This is a genomic window from Alteromonas sp. AWM4_230, assembly GCF_056158305.1.
This window is the reverse complement of the sequence record NZ_JBSWTB010000001.1, coordinates 728,242-744,193: the sequence shown is the minus strand read 5'-3', so window position 1 is coordinate 744,193 and position 15,952 is coordinate 728,242. Positions and strand designations below refer to the sequence as shown.

Sequence of the window (15,952 nt, the reverse complement as noted above, 5' to 3'; positions counted from 1 at the left end):
TAAGAGCACGCTTTATTCTGTGTGCTTCAGCGCTTGATAGTTTTAACCGGCCAAGCGATCAAGAAGCATCATTACACGCTCGCTCGCCTGTTCCATATCTATCAGTTTCGCATCTGCTTCTGCAATATTACCCGCTTGTTTAGCTTTTATTGCTGCAACACCACTACTATGCACTTTTGCATGCGGCGCTTCAATCTCTCTAAAGGCTGTCGTCTGACCTATAGGATTAGTTGAATTTTCATTATACCATTGTCCTAAACGACAACTAACGTGATCGCTAAAGTCAGCTGCTGATTTGTTACTGAAGCCACAGAGCACCTCATAAACCCCTGCTTTCCACACCACGTGATCTAATTTTACAGTTTGAATGAATGTAGCCATTGCGCCTTCGCTAATGGTGGTCTTCATGCTGTCGCAATGTTGAACCATAGTCTCGTAACTGCTATTAAGCTGGTTAATGCCTGTTTCTAACTCTTCATTGTTACCACGCAGTTCATTAACACCTGACACCGCTTTCGATGTTGATTGGATAATACCGTTTACAAGCTCTGATACTTCTGTAGCAGACTTATTTGTCTCAGTTGCCAGTGCTCTTACCTCGTCAGCTACAACACTAAAGCCTCGTCCAGCATCACCTGCACGGGCCGCTTCAATCGCTGCATTTAAGGCAAGTAAATTAGTCTGATCAGAAATGCTGGTGATAGTGGTTACAAACTTATTGATATTGTCAGCTGTAGTAGACAGACCAGAAATACGCTCGCTCATACTTCCCATCTGAACATTCAGGCCGCTCATGTCAGATACAATCTTGCTCAATGTAGAGGCCGATTCACTAAATAAATCATTTATATCAACAATAGACTGACTCTCGGCATTAATGCGTTCGTAAGAATGTAAAACCGTTTCGCGAACGCCCTCAACCTGTGACAGTGAATCTACTAAACATTTAACCACTGTGGCATTGGCAGATGAAACATCTTCGTGCTTGGCAATCTCTAAAGCGGTAGTCAGCTCTGCATTTTCGGCTTCAAGCAAAGACACCCTGTCTAACGTTTCTTGAAGTCGTTTTTCTAATAGTTGAACTTGCGCTTCTTTTTCTTCGAATTTGCTGCGTGATACAAACATGTTTAGTTACCAATAATTTTTATAGAGTTATTTTGTTCAGACTAACAGAGGTTATATCGTCTTAGCCATTAGTCTGAAGTAGCGTTATTGTTTGATTATCGGCAGAAAATTATAAAACTGAGGGGATAAATTAAACTATTATCTCTGCTTTTAGTTTGCAGGCAGTAAATGAGGTGGTAGAGGCGCACGACGAGCGCTTTTTTTAGGGCCATACCAGGTTGATAGATAATCTAATATCGTTGGTTCTGCCTCACCCAGTGACCACAGCTTCTGTGTGTTTTGCATCCAGCGGATAGTCTCAAGCCACCTTTCACGGCTCATGGCATTCTGAGTAATAAGAGAAGTCGAGTGACAGGCACTGCAATGGGCTAACACTAAGTTAAATCCTTCTGCTTTTACGAGGCCTGACTGGGGATCCACAGCAGGCTGCACGTGCTCTTTTGATGAATTTGTCATGCTTTTCGTATTATTCGTCTCAATATCGGCCTCTGCAACGGGTAGATGAAGGACTCCTACTAGGGCAATAAATCGAACCATTATGCTAGCCATATCAATTGCCCCGCTTAACATACATAAAATCTCGTACTCATATACCTACACCACACGCACAGCGATACGATGACAGGCATTGTTTAAATACCCTTTTGGATTCCATCCAGGTAACACCATAGGCTGTGATTTTCCATGCTCATCTTGTGCTTTAGCCCATACTTCGTAATAGCCCTGCTGGGGGAAGTTTATCTGCGTGCTGAACTGCTGCCATGCGTGTCTGTTTGCCGGTGCGTTCAGCTGAGCAAGCTGCCAAGTTTGGCCAAAATCAATAGAGGTAAACACCTTGGCAATTTTGCCTTCACCACTCCATGCATGTCCCCGAACGGTTAGCTTTTCTTTAAGAGAGTGGTCGCTGCCAGACTTTGGAAAGGTAATAAGCGACTTAACTGGCATAGCTTCAATAATACACATGTCTTCGTCGGCAACTTTCGCGCCAGGCGCTACAGGTTTACACGGCATCCTATAGGCTTTACCCAGCATTTTTGCACCGTCGTGTACGCGGTCTCGAATTACAATTTTCTTAAGCCACTTACCTGACGTTGATGCAGGCCAGCCACCAAATACCAGTCGCAGTGGGTAGCCATTCATCAAAGGAAGCGGCTCATCATTCATTGCCCAAGCGATTAAAGATTCATCTTCCATCGCTTTTTCGATGGGCACGCCTCGCGAAATCGCCGCCTTGCCCGGTGTTCGGCTTAAGTGCTGATCGACACCGTAATAACCAATGTAAACCGCATCATCTTTAACACCCACGGCCTTTAAAACATCTTTTAGCCTTACACCCGTCCAGCGTGGGCAGCCTACCGCTCCCGTTGTCCACTGGTTACCGGTAGCGGCCGGTGAGAACTCGGCACGCCCATTTCCGCCACACTCAAGCGTTAGCTGATAGGTGTAATGCTTAAATTGAGCTTTTAGTTCTTCAAGGGTAAAGGTTTTTGACTGTGCTGCAGACTCCCCTTCAATAGTAAGCGTCCAGCTGTTTGCATCTGGTGCTTGCGGGGGAATACCGTTATTTCTCACGAAAAAACGCGAAGCAGGTGTGGCTGCGTCATCCAATAGGTGTGCTGGCGTTTCTGCGTTTAATGGCCTGTCATTGAGTATGGTTAAACCGTCTTTACCTTTAATAGAAAAAGGCGTGTCGGCCTGCGCAAATGCTGCAGGAATGAGCCCCGCTGGCATAAATTGCCCGTACACCACTTCGGCACCGAGTAACAAAGACAGTGATTTCAAACCTTTGATAAAGCCTCGGCGGGTTAGCTTATCACTGGTTCTTTGAAAGACCTGCTCATCGGCTTTTACAGGGTCTTTGGCATAAAGTTCGTGAAGACCGTGTTTTTTCACTGAGACCACCTTAATAGTACAATCGACTTATGTTTAAAACGTGCTGCCGTAAAATGATGAAATGCCTTTACATGGTGTATAGAAAACCAAGAATGAGCAGTGCAATCCACAGGGTTTCAACCACTACCATGACTATGGGAAGCATGCCGACTTCGGCAAGCTTGCCTAAGTTTGATTTCATACCGATTGCAGTAATGGAAACAACTAAAAAGAAACGAGAAACCTGCGTACCTGCTTCAATCAAAAATTCAGGTAACGTTACAAAACTATTGAGCAGCATTAGTGCAATAAAACCGATGAGGAAAAGCGGCATTTTAGGTACTTCACCGCCCTCTGCTTGAGTACTGGCTTTATAGAATCTTTTTATCACAAGCATCATAATCAGTACCACGGGCATGAGCATGGCAACGCGAACCAACTTGGTAAGGGTCGCCATATCACCCGCGCTTTCTGACACCGAGTAACCAGCCCCTACTACCTGCGCTACATCGTGAATTGTACCGCCTAGAAAGATACCAGCTTCGGTATCTGACATACCTAACTGCCCCGCGATTATGGGATAAAGCACCATGGCGATAGTAGACATAGCCGTTACACCAATAACGGTAAGTAATGTATCTCGCTCGTGGTTCTCGCCCTTTGGCAGTATTGTAGAGATGGCTAGCGCAGCAGACGCACCGCAAATAGCGACGGAGCCGCCGGTTAGTGCACCAAAGCGTTTTTGAAGTCCTAGCGCTTTTGCCAAGACTACGCCCAAAACAATGGTAGTAAAAATGGCGCCAGCGAGCATGAGCGCTGTTTGCCAACCTAGCACTGCCAGGTCACCTAGGGCTATTCTTAAGCCCAGTAAAACCACACCCGCGCGAAGCAAGGTACTTGCGGTAAAATCGATACCGCAAGCGCATGGCGTATCGTTTTGGTATAAAAACGAAACCGCCATGCCTAACAATAATGCGAATAACATAGCAGGGGCATTGTAGTGCTCACTTAAAAACAAGGCCGCCATGCCCGTGATGGTGGCAATACCCAGTCCAGGCCAAATGTTTTTACATTTTACTGCTATGTCATTCATTGTATTAACGCTCTGAAGCAACCAATGCCACAAGCACTACACGCTTGCGGTCACCAGAGTAGGGACGACGGCCGTGCATCGCACGATAGTTATCGACAATTGCCACGTCCCCGTCTTGCCACTCTAAATCAAACGTGAAGTCTTCAGAAAGCTCAGCAATACGCTCTAGCCCTTCTTTCGGGATAGCGCTGCCGTCACCAAACGTAATTGCTGAAGATGGGTTCTCGCGAACGCCTTTCCAGCCCATGTAAGCTGCAATAAGCTGGTTGTAGAACACTTCAGAACCGTCAGCTAACTCAATGACTGCTGGAAGTACAGGCGTAATAGCTTTTAAGCTACCGTCTTTCATCCACTCCCAGCTGTAACCTAGTTCTTTAAGCTTAGCTTCACCCTCTTCTACGGTTTCAACACTCAATGTACTTTTCCAGCTACGCCCTTGACCTGAATTGATATCATTTGCTGCAGGCATGGTAGTGGTGTACTTCAGACCTTTTTCTTTAAAGTCCCTTGCCAGTTCGGGGCTTTCCGCTTTCAATGCTTCAAACAGTTTGTCTGAACGACACAACGGCGTAGCACCGCCCTCATCTGCTGCAGTTTTACAAAAGAAGAAAAGTTTACTTGGAGAAATAGGTGTTTGAGCCATTTCGTGATGAAGAAAAATCTCTACATCTTTAGGCGCTTCGTTAGCGGTAAATACACGCTCGGTATAGTTAATACGCACCGCGTTAGACAGCGACTCTTGATAAGTAAAGTTAGGATAGCCGAAGCCTGCTGAAAAAACGTCAAAAGTCTCTGCTGAATCTAGAGGAAACCCTCTAAACAGCAGCGCACCAGATTTAGCAAGTTTTGCTTCAAGTTCTGACTGATTCGCTTTAACAAAAGCAACCGTTTCCTCTACAGTGGAACAGCTTTCATTGTTCACGACTATTTCAGGGAACACGCCGCCGTTGTAGTTGTGCTGAGTAGGTACGCTTGCATAAGCTACCGCAGAGCTGTCATTGACGTTTTTCATAGTTTACTCCTAGTCGTAAATGGGATGGAAACGATTGAAGGCAGCTTCGCAGAAGTGACCCGGATCGTTAAATCGACGATTCATGTTTAATGCTGAAATAGCCTGCATTTCACTTTCACTTAGTGAGAAATTGAAAAGCGCCAAGTTCTCTTTCATACGTTCTACTTTTGACGTTTTCGGAATAATCGCGTTGCCGCGCTGAATGCCCCAACGCAATACAATTTGCGCTGGCGTTTTACCGTGGGCTTTTGCAGCAGCTTTCACTACGTCCTGCTGAAGTACTGATTCAGTCTGGTCAGCCATTTCAAGCTCTAGGTAAGAAAGCGCACCTAAAGGCGAGAACGCGGTAACATTTAAGCCATAGTCTTTTGCTAAACGAATTAAACGTTCTTGGGTAAGGTACGGATGAGATTCAATCTGTAGCATAGCTGGCTTAATGCGCGCATAGCTCATTAGGTCGTTAAGCAGGCCCGTGTTGTAGTTACACACACCAATTTGTTTTGCTCTACCACTATCTGCTAGCGCTTCCATGGCTTCCCATGTTTTGTGAAGCGGCACAGGAGCAAGCTCCATCTTTGGTTCAGCTGCATCAGGGTCGTAAAACCACTCTGGCGGATACCGTGTTTCAATTGGCACGAACTTTTGCGCGATAGGGAAGTGGATAAGATACAAGTCTAGGTAGTCTAGCTGTAAATCAGATAGCGTTTTTTCAAGCGCTAGCTCTACGTGTTCTGGGGCGTGAAACGTATTCCAAAGTTTCGAGGTTACCCACAACTCTTCTCTGGTACACAGACCTTCATCAATAGCGCGCTTTATACCTTCGCCCACTTCTTTCTCGTTGCCATAGTCAGCTGCGCAGTCTAAATGGCGATAGCCAGCTTTGATTGCTTGGTATGTTGTTTCAGCACAAATGGCAGTATCTACTTTCCAAAAGCCAAAACCTACCTCAGGTATCTTATTCATTGCTTCATTCACCTTAGAATTTGTTGCATTAAGCTAATTAGTTTTACTTTAACAGTATGCTCTTGTATAACTTCAGCTTCAAACTTTAGTCTTGTATAAGACATAAGTTATTACACAGGCACTCTTATGTCAACAAAGTGTTAACAAACTAAATTAAAAGATCGAGTTTTGCTTTTAATGTTGGGATTGGATAACGCTTGTACCCCGGTTTCGGAGGGCGGGTATGTTGAGCGGACGTTTATCTATGTCCGCTTTTTAGGAAGCGGTCAGCAGTGTGGACGATAGAAATGGCCTAGAGCCGACTAGAAATGAAGCAAGTTAGTCAAGTTCAACTTGATAATGATAGTGGTCGGTTCTGCATTTACTCTCGCGATACTCTATTAATTTGCCATCAATAGATTCTGTGACACGAGTGACCAAAAGTAAGGGCGCTCCCTTTTCAATACCTAAGCTTTTCGCATCACTTTTTGACGCTAGAACGGCTTTAATGCTGTCACGGGTTTTAAACACGGTTTGGTTATAATCCGTTTGATAAAAGTGATACAAAGTATGTGGAATATCTTCGCGTTGGTGAATGTCGGGAAACATTTTGAAGGGCAAAAATATCGTTTCTAGCATACAAAATTCGTTTTCGAGTATGCGTCTGCGTTTAAGCTTTATCGTTTTGTCTTTTGCCGTTAAAGCAAGGGCTGATTGGACCGTTTCATTCGGCTCAACCAGTTCTTTACTGATGAGTTCTGCTTTAGGTAAATCGGCGCCTTTTCCGTCAGCTTGTAACGGGAAAAAGCGAAATAATGCATCTTGAGCGGTATGTTCAGAAACGAATGTGCCAACCCCTTGCCTACGGGTTACTATTTTAGTGTCGGTAAGCAGTGTTAAAGCTTTGCGAACGGTTCCCTGACTCACTTTGAACTCGTCTGCAAGTTTAAACTCACTAGGCAGCATCTCACCGGGTTGCCATCGACGCTCCACAATAAGTTGCTTAATGTATTCAGCTACCTGTTGATACAGAGGCTGAAAAGCGAGACTTGGACCGCTGAGTTTGTGATCGAATTGAGATGAAGACATGAACCCTAACCTAAACGCTTAATTATTGTTTTTATATCATACACAAGAGTTATAGCGCATTTTTGACTTAAATCACATACATCGTAGGAATAACATACATGCTCTTGGAAACACTGCTCCCCATGTTCGCCCTTTTAGGTCTTGCGACGCTCCTGCAAACATTAAGCGGGTTTGGCTTTGGGTTAATGGTGGTGTCTAGCTTCACCTTGTTTGGTATTTTACCCCTCACGGCGACCACATTTATGGTGAGTTTTTTGAGCCTTTTTAACTCGGTAAGCCTGGTTGCCAGAAATCGTGATCAAATTAACACGCGTGCATTTAAAATCTTACTTATTAGCGGAATCCCTTTTATGGCAGTTGGCTACGCGCTGCTAGAATACTTATCAATAGGCATGGCAACATGGTTAAACCTATTGCTGGGCTTCGCTATTTTAAGCTGCTGCGGGCTTTTACTGGTTAAAAGAAAACGTGGGCAGCCGTCTGGTAGTGCCTTTGGTTTTACTGTTGCGGGCGGTCTTGGCGGAATGTTAGGCGGGCTTTTCTCTACGTTCGGTCCGCCTGTGGTATTTCAGTGTTACAGACAAGCCTGGCCAATCAATGAAATACGCTTTACTTTGTTGGCCGTATTTAGCGTAACCGCATTAATACGTCTTGCTATAGTACCTTTTGGTACACTCCCTTCAATAGACGTTATGATTTCTGCACTACTCGCAGTACCAGTAATTCTTATATTTACAAAAATCGGCCGCGTACTGGCAGCACGAGTTTCAGCATCTTCAGTGAGGTTATTAGCGTTAACTATGCTTGCGTTAAGTGGCGTTACCCTAATTGTGAAAAGCATAAGTTTTTAAGCCTTCTTCGCTCGTATTTCGATAACGGAGAAAAAGCTTGTATCACTACAATAGCAAATCAGAGATGACCACATCCCGATCTAAATCTTTATAATTTGCTAATTGCAGATTGACACCCAAGTTACATTTCATTAACTTATGTCTTATATAAGACATCAAGGGTAATGTAGAAATGAGTAACGCTTTTTGTGTAACTGAACCAGATTGGAACGATATTGAAGCTGCCGACATCACTGAGCAGCCCTTTTTGTCTGACGATAAAACACTTATCGTCCCTACGCAATACGGTGAGTTGAGCTTAAGTATCAGCCAGTTTGGCTTACGCATTCAAAGTGACGTTAACGCCACTGACGACTTTGCTATGCTTAGACAGTCGCCCGATAAGCAAACGTTAGTGTATTCAGGTGACAAGTCGCACAGTACACTTGTCGCTGGCAATTATCGTTTAGAAATTTTTGCTTCTCCTCTACATTTTAAGCTGTATAAAGATGATGTGTTGGTTCAACAAAGCGCGACCGACGGCCACTTCGTGCGCCAGCATCGTTTACCGCCCTTTGCTAAAACAGACAGCGGATGGTTAGTGAGCCTAGAGCTTGGTTATGATGAGGCGGTTTACGGTCTTGGCGAGAAATGGGGCAAGCTTGATAAGCGCGGTCAACTAATTCGTTCATACAATCACGACGCCCTTGGCGTAAACGCGGAGAAGTCGTACAAGAATACCCCGTACGCCTGGAGCCCTGAAGGCTGGAACCTTTTTGTACATACACCTGCACCTGTCACCCATGGCGTAGGATATGCACTTTGGTCACAGCGAGCGTATGTATGTTTAGTAGAAGATAGTCTACTCGACCTGTTTTTGTTCCACCAAGACTCACCGGCCCAAAGCATTAAAACCTACAGTGAATTAACCGGTTTTGCCCCTACGCCTCCGACCTGGAGTTTAGGCGTGATTCTTTCTAAAGCGTATTACAAAGATGCGGATGAGCTGCTCGCGGTTGCCCGTGAAGTACGCGAAAAGAATATGCCCTGTGATGTAATTACCCTTGACGGTCGTGCATGGCAAGACACGGATACTCGCTTTGCTTTTGAGTGGGACCCGAAGCGCTACGAAGATCCACAGCCGGTTATTGATGAGCTCAAAGCGTTAGGTTTTAAGATCTGTGTATGGGAATACCCCATGATCTCAGTGAAAAACCCTCTTTATAAAAAAGCTGCAGAAAAAGGTTGGCTGATAAAGGATAAGCGCACTGGCGAAGCGTACCGCTATGAATGGGATTTGAGCCCATTTGGGGAAGTGCTTACGCCACTGCCAGACTCAGGTATCTTAGACTTTACCAATCCAGACGCTTATGAGTTTTGGAAAACCTCGCACAAACCTTTATTTGACCTTGGTGTAGACATGATCAAGGCCGACTTTGGTGAACAGCTAGAAGACGACAATATGCTGTCTTACAGTGGTGATTCAGGCAACCGCCTGCACAATGTTTACAGTATGCTTTATAACCGCTGTGTTTATGAGGCAGCTGCGGCTTACTGCAAAACTGGCCCATTCTTATTTAGCCGTTCTGCTTGGACGGGAAGCCAGCGCTATCCATCACAGTGGGGCGGCGACCCGCAAGCCGATTGGCACGGCCTAGCGGCAAGTATTCGTGGCAGTTTGTCTTGGGGTATGTCAGGCGGACCTTTTTTCGCCACAGATATCGGTGGTTTTTACAAAGATACCCGAGATGCAGAGCTCTATGTACGATGGGCGCAAGCATCAGTATTTAGCGCCCACATGCGATTGCATGGTATTGGCCCTCGTGAACCCTGGTCATATGGTGATGAAGCATCAGATGCCGTGTTTGACGCATTAAAGCTGCGCTACAAGCTTATACCTTATCTAAAAGAAACCGCAGAAAAAGCATCTCTTACAGGCCTGCCGGTTCAGCGAGCTATGGCGTTAGCCTTTCCTGACCAGCCGCTTTCTCACGCTTTTGAGCAACAGTTTATGTGTGGTGATGAATTGCTGGTTGTGCCTTGTGTCGTGCCTGGCGGCAAAATTAAATACTACTTACCTAAGGGCGAGTGGGTGCGCTTTGGTACCGATGAAGTCGTGCAGGGTGAGCAATACAGGGAAGAAATACTTGCGCTAAATGAAGTGACGGTGTTCATCCAAAAAGGCAGTCGCATAGTAATGGGACCAGACGTTCAGCATACCGATATGGATATGTCGAATATCTCGCACTGGCCAGCATAGCGCTTAGGAGTTGTTCATGGATATTACCCTTACTCTACTGTCATGTATGGCATTTATGGCGATCGTTGCCGCTATCTCTTACATGAAAACCAAAGGGGAAGTTAACACACAAGATGGTTACTTCCTCGCAGGAAGAGGGCTGACCGGCACCTTTATAGCCGGGTCCATGATCCTTACCAACCTCTCCGCTGAGCAGCTTATTGGCTTAAACGGCTCTGCCTTCGGCTATAACCTTAGCGCGATGGCGTGGGAAGTAACCGCAGGTATCTCTACCATAATTATGGCGCTTATTTTCTTGCCACGTTATTTAGCGGGTGCGTTCTCAACCCTACCTGAGTTTTTGCGAGACCGCTTCGACGACAGCGTGCGTAGAATGACGGTAGTACTGTTTATGGTGGGTTACTCGTTAGTAACTATTCCATCGGTACTTTATTCAGGCTCCATTGCAGTTTTGCGACTGTTCGATGTACCGGGTCTTTTTAACGTAAGCTATGAGGTGGGTCTGGTACTTACCATCGTCATAGTCGGTACGATTGGCGCTCTCTATGCCATTTTTGGTGGCTTAAAGGCAGTAGCGGTATCAGATACTATTAACGGTGTAGGCCTATTAATTGTGGGTTTGCTAGTCCCTATACTTGGTTTAATTGCTTTAGGCGACGGAAGCTTTAGCGACGGACTTTCGACTATTGCGACAACGGAAACAGAAAAGCTCAATGCCATAGGCGGCGCTAACGATCCTGTCCCCTTCGGTACTATTTTTACAGGTATGATATTAGCTAACCTGTTTTATTGGGGTACAAACCAATACGTTATTCAAAGAACCCTTGGGGCCAAAAACCTGGTTGAAGGTCAAAAAGGCGTGCTGTTCTCAGGCTACTTTAAAGTGCTTGTGCCCTTTATGATGATGCTACCTGGCGTTATTGCTTATCATTTATACCAAGATGAAAACCTTCAAACTATCGACCTCGCCTACCCTCATTTGGTTAAAGACGTACTGCCACAGTATTTATCAGGTTTTTTCTTAGCTGTATTACTTGGTGCGGTGTTTAGCTCTTTCAATTCACTGCTTAACAGTGCTGCCACACTATTTTGCTTAGACGTTTATAAGCCCTTCAAAAAAGATAAAGTGAGTGACGAAAAGCTAATCCGCGTTGCGAAGATCACCAGTATTGTTATCGCTGTTTTGTCTTTTATCACTGCGCCACTGCTTATGTTTGCACCTGAAGGCTTATGGCAAATTATTCGCATATTCACTGGGTTCTACAACATCCCTGTCATCACCATTGTGCTTGTGGGCTTGTTTACTAAGAGAGTGCCAGCCTTAGCCGCTAAAGTAGCTATTATTTTCCACGTGATCGCTTACGGGCTGCTAAAGTTCGTATGGGAAGTGGATATCAATTTCATTCATATTTATGCCATTCTATTCGCTATAGAACTGACCATTATGTTAACCATAGGTAAGCTATATCCAATGGCTACACCATGGCACTTTAAACCGAAGGCCGAAGTTAATATGACCCCATGGCGCTACGCTATCCCCTGCGCCATTGTGCTGGTTGGTCTTATTGCTACCTTGTATTTGATGTTCTCCCCAGTGGGCTTTGTAGGCGGGATCAGTAACATCTTTATACCGGCTCTAGTTGGCTTGTGGGTAACCTGTTTCGCTGCCATTGGCATAAGCCTTAAATGGTGGCGAGTAAAATACGAGCAAGGCCTAAAGCGCCTTGCTTCCCAGCCGGCTTAAACTAAACGCTTCGCTTCTGTATAGAAAAAAACCAAAAAAATTAACATAACGTTTGCAAACGACTTAACAATTGTTTAACTTAATCACTCTTATATAAGACATCAGACGAAAGATATCTTTTATAAAGACCGGTAATGATAAATCGCATAGTGCGGCATTTTAAATGATGCACCTTGCGTAGCTAAAAAAATAAAAAAACCAAACACCGTCTACGTACAACGGTTGATATATACGAAAAATGTTGGCCATTGTTAGTTAGAGCGAGATAAGCGAAATACCCTGGAGAACAACATGAATACAAAAAGATCGATCATTAGTAAGGCGGTAACCCTTGCTATGACATCTGGATTGCTGCTTAACGCAAATGCCTACGCGCAAGATGCAGAGACTGAACAAACCGAAGCTGCAAAAGACGATAAGTCATTCGAGCAGATTGTCGTAACCTCACAGAAACGTGTACAAAGTATTAGCGATGTTCCTGTAGCAGTATCAGTATTACGCGGTGACCAGATAGAGTCGGCTTTCGCAAATAATGTTGAGAATCTTCAAGCTCTCGTCCCATCGGTAAGTTTTCGTAAAGGTACCACAACCCGTAACTCTGCATTAACGGTTCGAGGTATTGGCACAATTTCATTTAGTATCGCTGCCGAGCCAAGTGTGGCGACTGTGGTAGATGGCGTTGTATTAGGCCGCTCCGGACAGGCTTTTGCCGATCTATATGACGTTGACCGTATAGAAGTTCTGCGCGGCCCACAAGGTACACTTTTTGGTAAAAATGCATCAGCCGGTGTGGTAAACATCACCACAAAAGATCCGTCACAGGACTTAACCGGGAGCCTTTCTACTGAATTTTATCAAGACAATGAATATCGTTTAAAAGGCACGGTGAGCGGTGGTATAACAGACGACCTTTCAGCTAGTTTGACCGTGTTTCAAGGTAAATTCGACGGTTATATAGACAACGTTTACAACAACGAAACGGTAAATGGCTATGACCGTGAAGGTGCGCGCGCCGTTGTGCTTTACGAGCCAACTAACGATTTAAAAGTTAAATTTATTAGCGAGTTTTACAGTGCTGATGACGACTGTTGTGCCGATTTAGAAGGCGTATCAAGCGGTCGTAATCCAGACTCAGAAGCAGCACCTAGCAGTGCAACTATTGCTGACGGCATTGATTTAGAACAGCGTCAAATCGACCACGATTTTGAGTCTCGCACCATCGACGACCACTCAGCTTTCTCTGTGCAAGTTGATAAAACTGTTGGCGACTATACTTTCACTTCAATCACAGCCCAGCGCTCATGGGAAAACACTGAATTCCGCGAAGGTGACTTTACCTCAATTGCTGGCGACAGCGACCAGCCAGTTTTCGGCGTACCTTTCCAACTACACGATGTGGGTGATCAGGAGTGGAGTCAGTTTTCTCAAGAGTTCCGTGTTGCTTCTAACCTAGCAGGCCCATTTAACTTCCTTGCGGGTATGTTCTACTGGAACATGGATTCTGAACGTAACTTTACACGTGATGCTAGCTGCCAGAACAATGCAGAGCAACTTGATGACGCGCTGACTTTTTACGCGCAAAATAATTTGTCAGGTGACGATTTGACTAGCGCACTATCAGACCTAGACGCCTATGCAGACTCACTGGGGGTGTCGTGTAATGCAAACGATATCGTCTCCGCCACTGCATTTATGAGCACCGAGTTTAATAACTGGGCGGTATATGGCGATGGTACTTACGATTTAAGCGATGATATGCGCCTTATCTTCGGCCTTCGCTATACCGACGATGAAGTGTCGTATAAGCATCGTCGCATTAGCAACGATGAATATGGACGTCGTGGTGTTGGTGTACGCCCTGCTACCGAAAACACGGATGCTGAAGGGGTGGTAGATGAAACCAATCTGTCTGGTCGTGTAGGCCTACAGTACGATCTTGACAAAAATCAGATGGTATATGCCACCTACTCTCAAGGCTACAAAGGCCCGGGTTTTAATGTTTACTATAACTTTAATCCAGACAACGACGGTCGTCCTATCGGCGCTGAAGAATCTGACGCTTTCGAGATAGGCTATAAGTACGCAAGCCGCGACCTTTTGTTAAACGTTGCTTTGTTTAGCACCGACATTGAAGGTTTCCAAGCGAATAACTTCGATTGTTCGGACGGTGCGTGTATTACCCGTCTGACCAATGCCGGGGATGTTACCACGCAAGGTATCGAGCTTGATATGATGTGGAACGCAACCGACAACCTTACGTTAATCGGTGGTGCTGCATACACGAAAGCAGAAATCGATGAGTTTAACTGTCCTGAAGAAGCGACATGTACCGACCGTTCAGGGCTTGATGTTCCTTTCTCACCTGACATGAAATACTCGCTAACCGCTGAATACTTTATGGAAACAGAGCACGGATTCGATGTTTACTATAACGCATCGTATATCCACACCGACGAGCAGTACTCTGACTTGCCAGACAACAATGGTGTATTCAATTCTCACTCATTATTACCTGACTACAGCATGCTTAACGCAAGCGTAAGTTTCTCATTCAAAGACGATGCATTCCGCGTATCTTTGATTGCTAAAAACTTACTCGATGAAAGCTATGCAACAACGTATAGCGGCGATAACTTCCGTTATCAAATCCCTCGCGACGCAGACCGTTACTATGGCGTAGCCTTCAAGGCACAATTCTAAACCTTCAAAGCGTGTGTGTTTAAAGGGGCGTGTATACGCCCCTCTTTTTTTGAGAGCAATAACTCAAGCGCTTAGGCAATTAGAAATACGATTAACTAACGGCTTCCTGTCCCTGCCTCTATTGCGTCTTAATTTATCTCGTCGTGTTCATGATGATGAGAATGGGCATGCAAATGATCATTCTCATCACGGCATGGCTCCCCCGGTAGTTCAAACTCTACGGTTGTATGTGCAAGTGCAAATGGCGCAAGACGTTCACGCACCAGTGTTTTTAATTGGCGCAATTTATCATTGTCGATAGCACAATTAATGACGACATGAGCGGTGAGTACATGTTGTTCACCATCTAAAGACCAAAAGTGCAAATGGTGAACTTCTTCAACATGCTCCATAGACAGCAACGCTTGGCTAATAGCCTTTCGCGTAGATTCATCAGGCACACCTTGTAAGAATAAAGACATAGTCTGCACAAGGTATCTCACTACGTTTATTAAAATAAAGAGGGTAAAACCAATCGATAATATTGGGTCGAGAATTGGCCAATCTACAAAATGAAGAACAATGGCAACGACTAACACTGCCACCCAACCCAGCGCATCTTCAATTAAATGCCAGTTAAGCACTTTCTCATTCATTGAATGGCCACCATGAAGCTTATAGGCCGCGAAACCATTTACCAGAATACCCAATATCGCGAGCCCTATCATGCCTTCCGTTACAGGCATCTCTGGGCTGTATAGACGAGGAATTGCCTCGGACATTACCCAAATTGAACCAAGTACTAAAATGAGACCGTTAATCATGGCTCCCATTAAACTTAGCCTTTTAAAGCCATAGGTATACTTTTCGGTGGAGGCTTTGTGACCTAGTTTACTCAAGTACCAGGCTAATCCAATTGAGAGGGAATCGCCTAGGTCATGAACAGCGTCTGCCATTATAGCCACACTGTTAGTGAGCCAACCGCCGATAAACTCAATAATAGTAAAGGTAAAGTTCAGCCAAAATGCCCATCCGATACGAGTGGAGTCTTCCTTAGAGGAAGTAGTGTCGACATGATGATGATTATGCATGGGCTATACTCTTTTTGAGCTATAGAGAAAGCTTATCGTGAAGCACTATTTGTTGCGAGTGAAATACTCCAAACACCTTATTAACAACCGCGCCTTTTCATTTGTAAATGCAGAGTGAATCGTTAAAGTAATCTTTTTAAATAAAACGACCAATACCAACCAAGCCGCTGATAATATTATTATTTTTATATTTTTGACGATATATACTCATTCTA

12 protein-coding genes are annotated in these 15,952 nt (G+C 44.9%); 4 read left to right on the top strand and 8 right to left on the bottom strand.

Features of this window, described 5'->3' with window-relative positions; translation table 11 throughout:
• Positions 1 to 42: 42 nt before the first annotated feature.
• The 7 genes from ACXACS_RS03190 to ACXACS_RS03160 all read right to left on the bottom strand — a co-directional run bounded on the left by ACXACS_RS03190 (position 43) and on the right by ACXACS_RS03160 (position 7,133).
• Positions 43 to 1,125 (bottom strand): methyl-accepting chemotaxis protein, encoded by a 1,083-nt coding sequence (locus tag ACXACS_RS03190; RefSeq protein WP_474803995.1) that lies wholly within the window; start codon positions 1,123 to 1,125, stop codon positions 43 to 45.
• Between the two features lie 150 nt (positions 1,126 to 1,275).
• Positions 1,276 to 1,581: a hypothetical protein gene (locus ACXACS_RS03185; RefSeq protein WP_474809201.1), complete on the bottom strand. Its 306-nt coding sequence runs from the start codon at positions 1,579 to 1,581 to the stop codon at positions 1,276 to 1,278.
• Between the two features lie 138 nt (positions 1,582 to 1,719).
• Entirely contained in the window at positions 1,720 to 2,916 is a 1,197-nt protein-coding gene (locus ACXACS_RS03180) for a sulfite oxidase (RefSeq protein WP_474809199.1), read from the bottom strand.
• Between the two features lie 169 nt (positions 2,917 to 3,085).
• Complete coding sequence (locus tag ACXACS_RS03175; RefSeq protein ID WP_474803993.1) at positions 3,086 to 4,090, bottom strand: YeiH family protein; 1,005 nt, start codon at positions 4,088 to 4,090, stop codon at positions 3,086 to 3,088.
• Positions 4,091 to 4,094: 4 nt separating this feature from the next.
• Positions 4,095 to 5,102 carry a TauD/TfdA family dioxygenase gene (locus ACXACS_RS03170; protein ID WP_474803991.1) on the bottom strand — a complete coding sequence of 336 codons (1,008 nt, stop codon included), beginning with the start codon at positions 5,100 to 5,102 and terminating at the stop codon, positions 4,095 to 4,097.
• A gap of 9 nt (positions 5,103 to 5,111) precedes the next feature.
• Positions 5,112 to 6,065 (bottom strand): aldo/keto reductase, encoded by a 954-nt coding sequence (locus ACXACS_RS03165; protein WP_474803989.1) that lies wholly within the window; start codon positions 6,063 to 6,065, stop codon positions 5,112 to 5,114.
• A gap of 318 nt (positions 6,066 to 6,383) precedes the next feature.
• Positions 6,384 to 7,133, bottom strand: coding sequence for a GntR family transcriptional regulator (locus ACXACS_RS03160; protein WP_474803987.1), 750 nt, complete (start codon positions 7,131 to 7,133; stop codon positions 6,384 to 6,386).
• A gap of 98 nt (positions 7,134 to 7,231) precedes the next feature.
• On the opposite strand from ACXACS_RS03160, the gene ACXACS_RS03155 reads away from it, so the two are divergent.
• The 4 genes from ACXACS_RS03155 (at position 7,232) to ACXACS_RS03140 (ending at position 14,667) form a co-directional block, all read left to right on the top strand.
• Positions 7,232 to 7,984 (top strand): TSUP family transporter, encoded by a 753-nt coding sequence (locus tag ACXACS_RS03155; protein WP_474803985.1) that lies wholly within the window; start codon positions 7,232 to 7,234, stop codon positions 7,982 to 7,984.
• 172 nt (positions 7,985 to 8,156) lie between these two features.
• On the top strand, positions 8,157 to 10,223 hold the full coding sequence (locus ACXACS_RS03150) for a glycoside hydrolase family 31 protein (RefSeq protein WP_474803983.1): 2,067 nt from the start codon (positions 8,157 to 8,159) through the stop codon (positions 10,221 to 10,223).
• A gap of 16 nt (positions 10,224 to 10,239) precedes the next feature.
• Positions 10,240 to 11,967, top strand: coding sequence for a solute:sodium symporter family transporter (locus tag ACXACS_RS03145; RefSeq protein ID WP_474803980.1), 1,728 nt, complete (start codon positions 10,240 to 10,242; stop codon positions 11,965 to 11,967).
• 291 nt (positions 11,968 to 12,258) lie between these two features.
• Positions 12,259 to 14,667, top strand: coding sequence for a TonB-dependent receptor (locus tag ACXACS_RS03140; RefSeq protein WP_474803977.1), 2,409 nt, complete (start codon positions 12,259 to 12,261; stop codon positions 14,665 to 14,667).
• Positions 14,668 to 14,795: 128 nt separating this feature from the next.
• Here ACXACS_RS03140 and ACXACS_RS03135 read toward each other — a convergent pair whose 3' ends face one another.
• Positions 14,796 to 15,737: a cation diffusion facilitator family transporter gene (locus tag ACXACS_RS03135; protein ID WP_474803974.1), complete on the bottom strand. Its 942-nt coding sequence runs from the start codon at positions 15,735 to 15,737 to the stop codon at positions 14,796 to 14,798.
• Positions 15,738 to 15,952 lie beyond the last annotated feature (215 nt).

Bases quoted from the DNA above. Each gene is read 5' to 3' on its own strand.
- ACXACS_RS03190 (WP_474803995.1), bottom strand. From the start codon at position 1,125: ATGTTTGTATCACGCAGCAAATTCGAAGAAAAAGAAGCGCAAGTTCAA.
- ACXACS_RS03185 (WP_474809201.1), bottom strand. From the start codon at position 1,581: ATGACAAATTCATCAAAAGAGCACGTGCAGCCTGCTGTGGATCCCCAG.
- ACXACS_RS03175 (WP_474803993.1), bottom strand. From the start codon at position 4,090: ATGAATGACATAGCAGTAAAATGTAAAAACATTTGGCCTGGACTGGGT.
- ACXACS_RS03170 (WP_474803991.1), bottom strand. From the start codon at position 5,102: ATGAAAAACGTCAATGACAGCTCTGCGGTAGCTTATGCAAGCGTACCT.
- ACXACS_RS03165 (WP_474803989.1), bottom strand. From the start codon at position 6,065: ATGAATAAGATACCTGAGGTAGGTTTTGGCTTTTGGAAAGTAGATACT.
- ACXACS_RS03160 (WP_474803987.1), bottom strand. From the start codon at position 7,133: ATGTCTTCATCTCAATTCGATCACAAACTCAGCGGTCCAAGTCTCGCT.
- ACXACS_RS03155 (WP_474803985.1), top strand. From the start codon at position 7,232: ATGCTCTTGGAAACACTGCTCCCCATGTTCGCCCTTTTAGGTCTTGCG.
- ACXACS_RS03150 (WP_474803983.1), top strand. From the start codon at position 8,157: ATGAGTAACGCTTTTTGTGTAACTGAACCAGATTGGAACGATATTGAA.
- ACXACS_RS03145 (WP_474803980.1), top strand. From the start codon at position 10,240: ATGGATATTACCCTTACTCTACTGTCATGTATGGCATTTATGGCGATC.
- ACXACS_RS03140 (WP_474803977.1), top strand. From the start codon at position 12,259: ATGAATACAAAAAGATCGATCATTAGTAAGGCGGTAACCCTTGCTATG.
- ACXACS_RS03135 (WP_474803974.1), bottom strand. From the start codon at position 15,737: ATGCATAATCATCATCATGTCGACACTACTTCCTCTAAGGAAGACTCC.